Below are 6,653 nucleotides of genomic sequence, written 5' to 3' on the forward strand. Positions count from 1 at the left end.
CCTTCATTGCGGCGTAAAGCGGTGCCTCGGCGCCAAATTCCTTGATCAGCCAATGCGCTTCCTGCCTGGCGAGACGTTCATTGTCATCAAACATAGTCTTGCGCCTCCGAACGCTCCAGACCGACCGCGACACAACTGCCGATCACGAGAATGGCTCCGGCAATGGCGGTGGTCGTCAGCCGTTCGCCGGACAACGTCAACAGCAGCGTCGAAGCAATCGGCGTGAGATAGGCGACGACAGCCACCTTGCCGCTGCCTCCGAGCTTCAAGGCGCGTGACCAGAAGTAATAACCCAGCCCCATCGGGCCAGCGCCGAGATAAAGCCCGAGGACCAGATCCACTCCGGTGGGCCAGGCGACGCCTTCGCGAGCGGACCATATAAGCGTCAAGGCGACGCCGACCAGCGACGAGGGCAGCAACAGGCGGTCCGGCGACGTGGCGAGCCGCCCCACCATCACCGAATAGAAAGCCATGCACAGCGCGGACCCGAATGCGGCCGAATAGCCGGCGAGATCACCCTGGAACCAGGTGCGGTCACGCCCTCCCGAAATCACCAGCGCGACGCCGACGAAGCCAAGGGCCGCGGCAATGCCCAGCAAGGCCGGACGCCGGGGATTGTCGAAAGCGATCACTGCCGCGGCAACCATCAAGGGCCAGGTGTAGGCCACGAGATTGGCTTCGATCACCGGCATCGAGGCAAAGGCGATATATTGCAGCACCATGGTGCCGACCAGACCGATAAAGCCGACCGCGAGCGGCACCAGCGCGGTGCTTGCCGTGGCCGTCGCGGCTTTCTCGCGGCTCATCGACCGGATGACCGCGAAGACCAGGGCGGCCCCTACAAATTGCAGGAACTGCACCTGCGACACCGGGTGACTGGCCAGCAGGGACTTGCCGACCAGCGCATTTGTCGACCACAACGCCACCGCCCCGGCAGCGAAGACCAGCGCGGATATCGAGCCCGATCCATGCAGAAGGAATCGGCATAGGCCCCTATCTCTGCGTTCGACCATGATCCCGTCCGAAAACCGGTCTCCACTTTTCGGGATCATGGGTCGCTACCATGACTCCCTGGCTCCACCCGGAACCGGCGCTTCGGCGGGGGCCGGCGTCGGATGTTCGGCCTCGAACCGGCGATAGGCCGGCAGCTGGTTTTGCCACACATCTTCGGCCAGCTCGTTGACCCACTCGCGGTCGTGATCGTTGTCGGCGGCAAGGTAGAACATCCTGTTGTCGTCGACATAGGGCTTGGCCACGGAGCGCTGGTTGAGCACCAGCGTGACGCGCTCGCCGAACTGGATCGGCGCCGTACGATGCAGGACGCCGAGGAACTGCCCGAGCGTCGCATAGTTCATCTTGTGATCGATGCGCATGATGCGGTTGCGCGGAATCTCGCGGCCGGATTCGAGGATGGCGCGGCCGGTCTCGGAATCGTCGCAATAGATTTCGAGATGGCCGCCGACCAGCGGATCGCTGATCGACAGCGGAATGAGCTCAGTGACCGGAACGCCGTCGCAATGCCATTCGACGGCGCCATCCCTGGGATTCATGAAGGTAACTGTCGAACCGACGATCGACAGCGGATAGGGCTCCAGCTTCGTGCCCGTCATGTCGGACAGCCGTTCCAAGCGCAACTTGTCGTTCAGCAACTCCTTGATTTCGGGAATGAAACGGTCCGCGCCTGTGATGAAGGTCAGATCGAGGTGCTTGTGCACGGCATGGCTGGCCTTGAGCTTCAGGGCGGCCTCCTCGATCGCGGCAAGCAGAGCCGGATCATAGCCATGCCGATACTGCGCAACGCCGAAGCTCGACACTTTCCAGGCGGTTTCGTGGCCGATAATGGCCTCGCGGCTCATCGCATAGCGCAGTTCGGGTACGGTATGTGCGTTCATTGTACTTCTCCAAGTGGGGGGCAAACACTTGGTTAACAGTCGATTAAATTAGCCCCCCCTGTAAAATTAGGAATGCTAGTGCTACCCTAAGCCCAGCTTAAGGTCGAAAGCCGTGCGTCTGCTCAGTCAGGTCAACCTCAATTCGCTGAAAATCGTGGAGAGTGCTGCGAGGCACGGGAATTTCACGCGTGCCGGCGAAGAGCAGTTCATCACCGCTTCGGCGGTCAGCCAGCGCGTCAAGAGCCTGGAGGACCAGTTGCGCTTCAAGATTTTCCAGCGCGGCGGCAATGCGGTGTCGCTGACACCGGAGGGCGAAACCTATGTCTCGCGCGTTCGTGAGGCGCTGGAGCGGATTGTCGCCGCCAGCATGGAAGCGACCGGGCAATCACAGGAACATGTGCTGAAGATATCGGTGCTGCCGACATTTGCCGCGCGCTGGCTGTTTCCGCGCCTGCCGCTGTTCCAGCAGCAACACCCCGATATCGTGATGCGGGTTTCGACCTCGTACGCGACGCACGAGTTCACGACTTCCGAATTCGATCTCGAAATCCGCTACGGCGACGGCCACTTCAACGGGCTGCCATCCGACTTGTTGTTTCAGGAAGACCTGACACCGGTGTGCAGCCGCAAATTGTTCCACGAGGTTCTCGGCGACAAGCCGGTGTCAAAGGTGACACCGGACGACCTCAAGCACTTCACGCTGCTGCATTCCGACACCTGCACGCAGAACTGGCAATCCTGGCTTGGTTTCGCCGGCGCCAGTTTTGTGCTCAGCGAGACCAAGAGCATCTATTTCGACTCGTGCATGATGTCCTACGAGGCGGCCAATGCCGGAATGGGTTTTGCCGTTGCCAACCGCGCCTATATGGCCAGCGATATCCGCGCCGAGAGGCTGGTCGCTCCCTTTGCCGTACATCATCCGAATACGGCCGGTTGGTACTTCGTCTCGCCGCACAAGGGCCTTGCCGCACGCAAGATGCTGCTGTTCAAGCAATGGGTGATGGCGGAAGCGGCCATGACGCAACGCCAGCTGGACAACGAAATTGCGGGCTTGGCTTCAGAAGCTGTCTGAAAGTCGGATCGGTCCTCATTTGTCGCTCGATGACTGCAGGCAAGAGAAACAGGGATCATCGATTAATGGGCGGCGTCCAATCCAGGCAACCCGCCTTGGTCGGCGATATCGTTGAACTCAGCCCCCTGCAGCCAGAGCATTCCGCAGCGCTTTTGAGTGCAGCCGCAGATGGCGAGCTATGGAACTTGAAGGCCACCGTGGTTCCAGGGCCAGACGCGATCGATGATTATATTGCCAATGCCCTGGCTGGACGACAGGCCGGGACTGTCATGCCATACGCAATCGTCCTCCGCGCCACGGGCTTGATTTGCGGTAGTACGCGGTTCTGGAAAATCGACCGCGCGAACAGAAAATTGGAGATTGGGCACACGTGGCTCGGCAGTTCGGTCCAGCGATCGGGGGTTAATACCGAGGCTAAATATCTTCTCCTGATTCAGGCATTTGAGGTCATGAACTGTGTCCGCGTGCAATTCACCACCGACGAACTCAACGACGCGTCGAGAGCGGCCATTTTGAGAATAGGAGCAAAACAGGAAGGAATCGTTCGCAATGAACGGATCATGCCGGACGGCCGGAAACGCAATTCCGTCCGGTTCAGCATTATTGATTCCGAGTGGCCGGACGTAAAAGCCATGCTACGGCAAAAAATGCGGCGATAGTCCGCGCCAAACGCTCGCCCCGAATTCAAAACGAAAACCATGTGGATCAGGCGAAAGCCCTTCCCTCCTCGGTGCGCTGGAAATGCGCCAGATCGAGCGGCACGGAGGGGCGGCCCAGAACTGTCAGGATCATATGCGCCTGGCCGCGGTGATGGGTCTGGTGGTTGAAGACATGAGCCAGCGCCGGCGCCAGGCGCTGCGAGACGGTGCGCATATCCGAAACGGTCATATAGGTGAAGCGACCCGACAGCGCTTTGTCGTCCAGGCCGCCGAGCCAGTCGATCATCCGCCGGTCCTCCGCCTCGCGCGCGGTTCTCAAGACGGGCAAGGCCCGGTGCAATATGGCGTCCAATGTCGTCGGCGCGATGCCTTCGCCGGTGAAGCGCTTCATCCAGATGCGATCGGCGGCGAGCAGGTGGTTGAGCGTGCCCATCAGCGAACCGAAGAAAGCGCCGACGTCGCGATTGAATTCCTCATCGTTCAGATCGTCGGCGGCATCATAGATGCGGCCATTGGCCCATTGATTGTAGGCCGCAAACATCATGAAGTGCTGTTTCATCTTTTCTCCCGCCGCGCCCGTTTCGGGTTTCGGGGCGATACCTAGACCGCGAAGGGGCCGACGCCAATGACCATTCTGCTTTACGACCTGGTCGGACATGACGAGAGCCGCCCGTTCAGTCCGCATTGCTGGAAGGCAACGATGGCGCTGGCCCACAAGGGACTTGATATCTCGACCGCGCCGACGCGTTTTCTCGAAGTGCCGGCCATTGAAGGCGGTGTCTCAAAAACCGTTCCGGTCATCCGCGATGGCGACAAGGTCGTCATCGATTCCTTCGCCATCGCGCTCTATCTCGATGAGACCTATCCGGATCGCCCGACGCTGTTTGGCGGCGAAGGCGGCAAGGCGATGGCGCGCTTCATCGAACGCTGGTCGCAATTGACCATCCACCCTTATGTTACCACCGCGGCGCTCGTTGACCTTCATGCCATGCAAGACGAAGAGAACGCCTCGTATTTCCGCCAGAGCCGGGAGCAGCGCTTCGGCAAGCGGCTGGAGGACGTCGCCGCCGCACGCGACGCCGGCCTGGCAACCTTCCGGGCAGCGCTGGAGCCGCTGCGCTCCATGTTGAGCTACCAGCCTTTCATCGGCGGCGCCTCGCCGCTGTTTGCCGACTATATCGTCTTCGGCGCGCTGCAATGGGCACGCATCGCCACGCCTTACAAATTGCTCGACGACAGCGACGTGGTGGCGCAATGGTTCACCCGCTGCCTCGATCTGCATGGCGGGCTCGGACGAACGGTTGCGGCGGCGGCGTGACGGCCGCAAGCGCGCGCCCTGCCCGCAAGGCAAGCGCCGTCAAACTGTCGCGAAAATCGGCGGCGGAACAGCTGGCCTTACTTGGCCGCCTTCTTTGGCTTGCTGGCTTTCGTGGCGGCCTTTTCCTTGGGAGCGGCTTTTGCCTTGCCGGCGCCAGATGCCTTCCTGGCTGGCTTCTTGGCCGCCAACCCCGCGTCCTCCCGATCGATGTCGGCGGCCGCCTGTTGCCAATGGCGCTCGTGGTGACCGGCCGGTTGGCCTTCTTCCTGCCAGATCTGATGGGCGCGGTTGCGAATGCGCTCCTGACGATCGTCTGTCATGGTCATATTGTCTCCATGCGGGCCGACTTCAGCGCGGCGCCGACCGGACGACTATAGCAAGCAAACCGTTGCTTTACAGCCGTCTGATCCAGCCTGCCCGCAGCGACCAGCCACGGAAGCGCTGGCCGTTCGACGCTCGCTGTCGCTCCGGGCGTTCGTCGCTCGCAAAGCCAAGCAATTGCCTTTCCGCTCGCCGCGCGGACCCGCTCCTCACCCTCTTGGCAATAAGCCGGGCGGCTTGTATAGAGCCCGCCACTCTCAATTCAAATTCAGACAAGGACGACCCATGGCGCTCGAACGCACCTTCTCCATGATCAAGCCCGACGCAACGCGGCGCAACCTCACCGGCGCCATCACCAAGATGCTCGAAGACGCCGGTCTGCGCGTCATCGCCTCGCGCCGCGTTTGGATGAGCCGCCGCGAGGCGGAAGGCTTCTACGCCGTCCACAAGGAGCGGCCGTTCTTCGGCGAGCTGGTGGAATCCATGTCCTCGGGCCCGACCATCGTGCAGGTCCTTGAAGGCGAGAGCGCCATTACCAAGAACCGCGACGTGATGGGCGCCACCAACCCGGCCAACGCCGCCGAAGGTACCATCCGCAAGGTGCATGCGCTGTCGATCGGCGAGAACTCGGTGCACGGCTCCGACGCGCCGGAAACCGCCGCGCAGGAAATCAAGTACTGGTTCTCGGACACCGAAATCGTCGGCTGAGCCGACGGCATCAAATCCGATCTGGAAGGCCGGCGTTCAGCCGGCCTTTTTTCTGGAGTGCAATCAGCTCGCGGCGCTGAAGCGCAGGATTTCGCGCCCGTCCTTGTCTGAGATGGTGAGCTTGCCGGCATCGACCTTGTATGATGCCGCCTTGGCCAACGCATCGAACAGGGCTTTTTCCTCGGCCATCACATCGGGCGCGCAAGCTTTGTAAGTCGAACCGATATCGCCGATCCCGATCGCCTGGCCGTCGACCTTCGCCGTGGCAAAATAGGTGTTGCAGGGACCGCTGCCACCGGCCTTGCCGGCCTCGCTGACCCTGAAGGTCGCCTGCGGCGCGGTGATGGCGCCAATGCCATCGACATAATCGACCACCCAGAGCTGATCAAAGATGGAAGCCGCCGTTTCCTTGCTGGGCGTAACCATCTTCAGCATGATGGTCTGCGGCGCGTCGGTCAGCGGATCGAACTGATGGCGCACATCGGAGATGAACATCAGCCTTCCGTCCGCGGTGATCCGGGCCTGCAGCGCGTAGGTCATTTGCGGCCGGATGACGGAGGAGTCGAATTTTATCTCGAAGCTGATCGGCACCTGTCCGGCGGGCTTGATCTTCTGTTGCCCGATGATCTTGGCCGGCGCCTCGGCCAACGAGACGTCGGCGAGCTCGACCGAAAGCACGGCGC

Annotated in this window: 9 protein-coding genes; 4 read left to right on the forward strand and 5 right to left on the reverse strand. The window is 61.4% G+C overall.

The window, feature by feature from the left end; translation table 11 throughout:
- Nucleotides 1-86: 86 nt before the first annotated feature.
- Both EOA36_RS22780 and EOA36_RS37375 read right to left on the reverse strand, forming a co-directional pair.
- Nucleotides 87-1,013 (reverse strand): DMT family transporter, encoded by a 927-nt coding sequence (locus tag EOA36_RS22780; protein ID WP_127279520.1) that lies wholly within the window; start codon nucleotides 1,011-1,013, stop codon nucleotides 87-89.
- 45 nt (nucleotides 1,014-1,058) lie between these two features.
- Nucleotides 1,059-1,892, reverse strand: a complete 834-nt coding sequence (locus EOA36_RS37375) for a hypothetical protein (protein ID WP_189343622.1) — start codon at nucleotides 1,890-1,892, stop codon at nucleotides 1,059-1,061.
- 112 nt (nucleotides 1,893-2,004) lie between these two features.
- On the opposite strand from EOA36_RS37375, the gene EOA36_RS22795 reads away from it, so the two are divergent.
- Both EOA36_RS22795 and EOA36_RS22800 read left to right on the forward strand, forming a co-directional pair.
- Nucleotides 2,005-2,964, forward strand: coding sequence for a LysR substrate-binding domain-containing protein (locus EOA36_RS22795; RefSeq protein ID WP_127279521.1), 960 nt, complete (start codon nucleotides 2,005-2,007; stop codon nucleotides 2,962-2,964).
- A gap of 65 nt (nucleotides 2,965-3,029) precedes the next feature.
- Nucleotides 3,030-3,623 carry a GNAT family protein gene (locus EOA36_RS22800; RefSeq protein ID WP_127279522.1) on the forward strand — a complete coding sequence of 198 codons (594 nt, stop codon included), beginning with the start codon at nucleotides 3,030-3,032 and terminating at the stop codon, nucleotides 3,621-3,623.
- Nucleotides 3,624-3,669: 46 nt separating this feature from the next.
- On the opposite strand, the gene EOA36_RS22805 is transcribed toward EOA36_RS22800, so the two are convergent.
- Nucleotides 3,670-4,182 (reverse strand): DinB family protein, encoded by a 513-nt coding sequence (locus EOA36_RS22805; protein ID WP_127279523.1) that lies wholly within the window; start codon nucleotides 4,180-4,182, stop codon nucleotides 3,670-3,672.
- Between the two features lie 66 nt (nucleotides 4,183-4,248).
- Here EOA36_RS22805 and EOA36_RS22810 point away from each other — a divergent pair, with 66 nt between their 5' ends.
- A complete protein-coding gene (locus tag EOA36_RS22810; RefSeq protein ID WP_127279524.1) occupies nucleotides 4,249-4,941 on the forward strand; it encodes a glutathione S-transferase family protein in 693 nt (230 codons plus the stop codon).
- A gap of 77 nt (nucleotides 4,942-5,018) precedes the next feature.
- Here the strand turns inward: EOA36_RS22810 and EOA36_RS22815 are convergent, their stop codons facing one another.
- Entirely contained in the window at nucleotides 5,019-5,261 is a 243-nt protein-coding gene (locus EOA36_RS22815) for a DUF2934 domain-containing protein (protein WP_245464440.1), read from the reverse strand.
- Between the two features lie 286 nt (nucleotides 5,262-5,547).
- Between EOA36_RS22815 and ndk the strand changes: the two genes are divergently transcribed.
- Nucleotides 5,548-5,970 (forward strand): nucleoside-diphosphate kinase, encoded by a 423-nt coding sequence (ndk, locus tag EOA36_RS22820; protein ID WP_127279526.1) that lies wholly within the window; start codon nucleotides 5,548-5,550, stop codon nucleotides 5,968-5,970.
- Between the two features lie 63 nt (nucleotides 5,971-6,033).
- Here ndk and EOA36_RS22825 read toward each other — a convergent pair.
- A partial coding sequence (locus tag EOA36_RS22825; protein ID WP_127279527.1) for an META domain-containing protein occupies nucleotides 6,034-6,653 on the reverse strand: 620 nt, incomplete at its 5' end.

The organism is Mesorhizobium sp. M8A.F.Ca.ET.021.01.1.1 (assembly GCF_003998025.1).
GTDB lineage: Bacteria > Pseudomonadota > Alphaproteobacteria > Rhizobiales > Rhizobiaceae > Mesorhizobium.

What these genes read in the sequence shown, in the direction of transcription:
- EOA36_RS22780 (WP_127279520.1), bottom strand. Translation starts at nt 1,013, where the DNA reads ATGGTCGAACGCAGAGATAGGGGCCTATGCCGATTCCTTCTGCATGGA.
- EOA36_RS37375 (WP_189343622.1), bottom strand. Translation starts at nt 1,892, where the DNA reads ATGAACGCACATACCGTACCCGAACTGCGCTATGCGATGAGCCGCGAG.
- EOA36_RS22800 (WP_127279522.1), top strand. Translation starts at nt 3,030, where the DNA reads ATGGGCGGCGTCCAATCCAGGCAACCCGCCTTGGTCGGCGATATCGTT.
- EOA36_RS22805 (WP_127279523.1), bottom strand. Translation starts at nt 4,182, where the DNA reads ATGAAACAGCACTTCATGATGTTTGCGGCCTACAATCAATGGGCCAAT.
- EOA36_RS22810 (WP_127279524.1), top strand. Translation starts at nt 4,249, where the DNA reads ATGACCATTCTGCTTTACGACCTGGTCGGACATGACGAGAGCCGCCCG.
- EOA36_RS22815 (WP_245464440.1), bottom strand. Translation starts at nt 5,261, where the DNA reads ATGACAGACGATCGTCAGGAGCGCATTCGCAACCGCGCCCATCAGATC.
- ndk (WP_127279526.1), top strand. Translation starts at nt 5,548, where the DNA reads ATGGCGCTCGAACGCACCTTCTCCATGATCAAGCCCGACGCAACGCGG.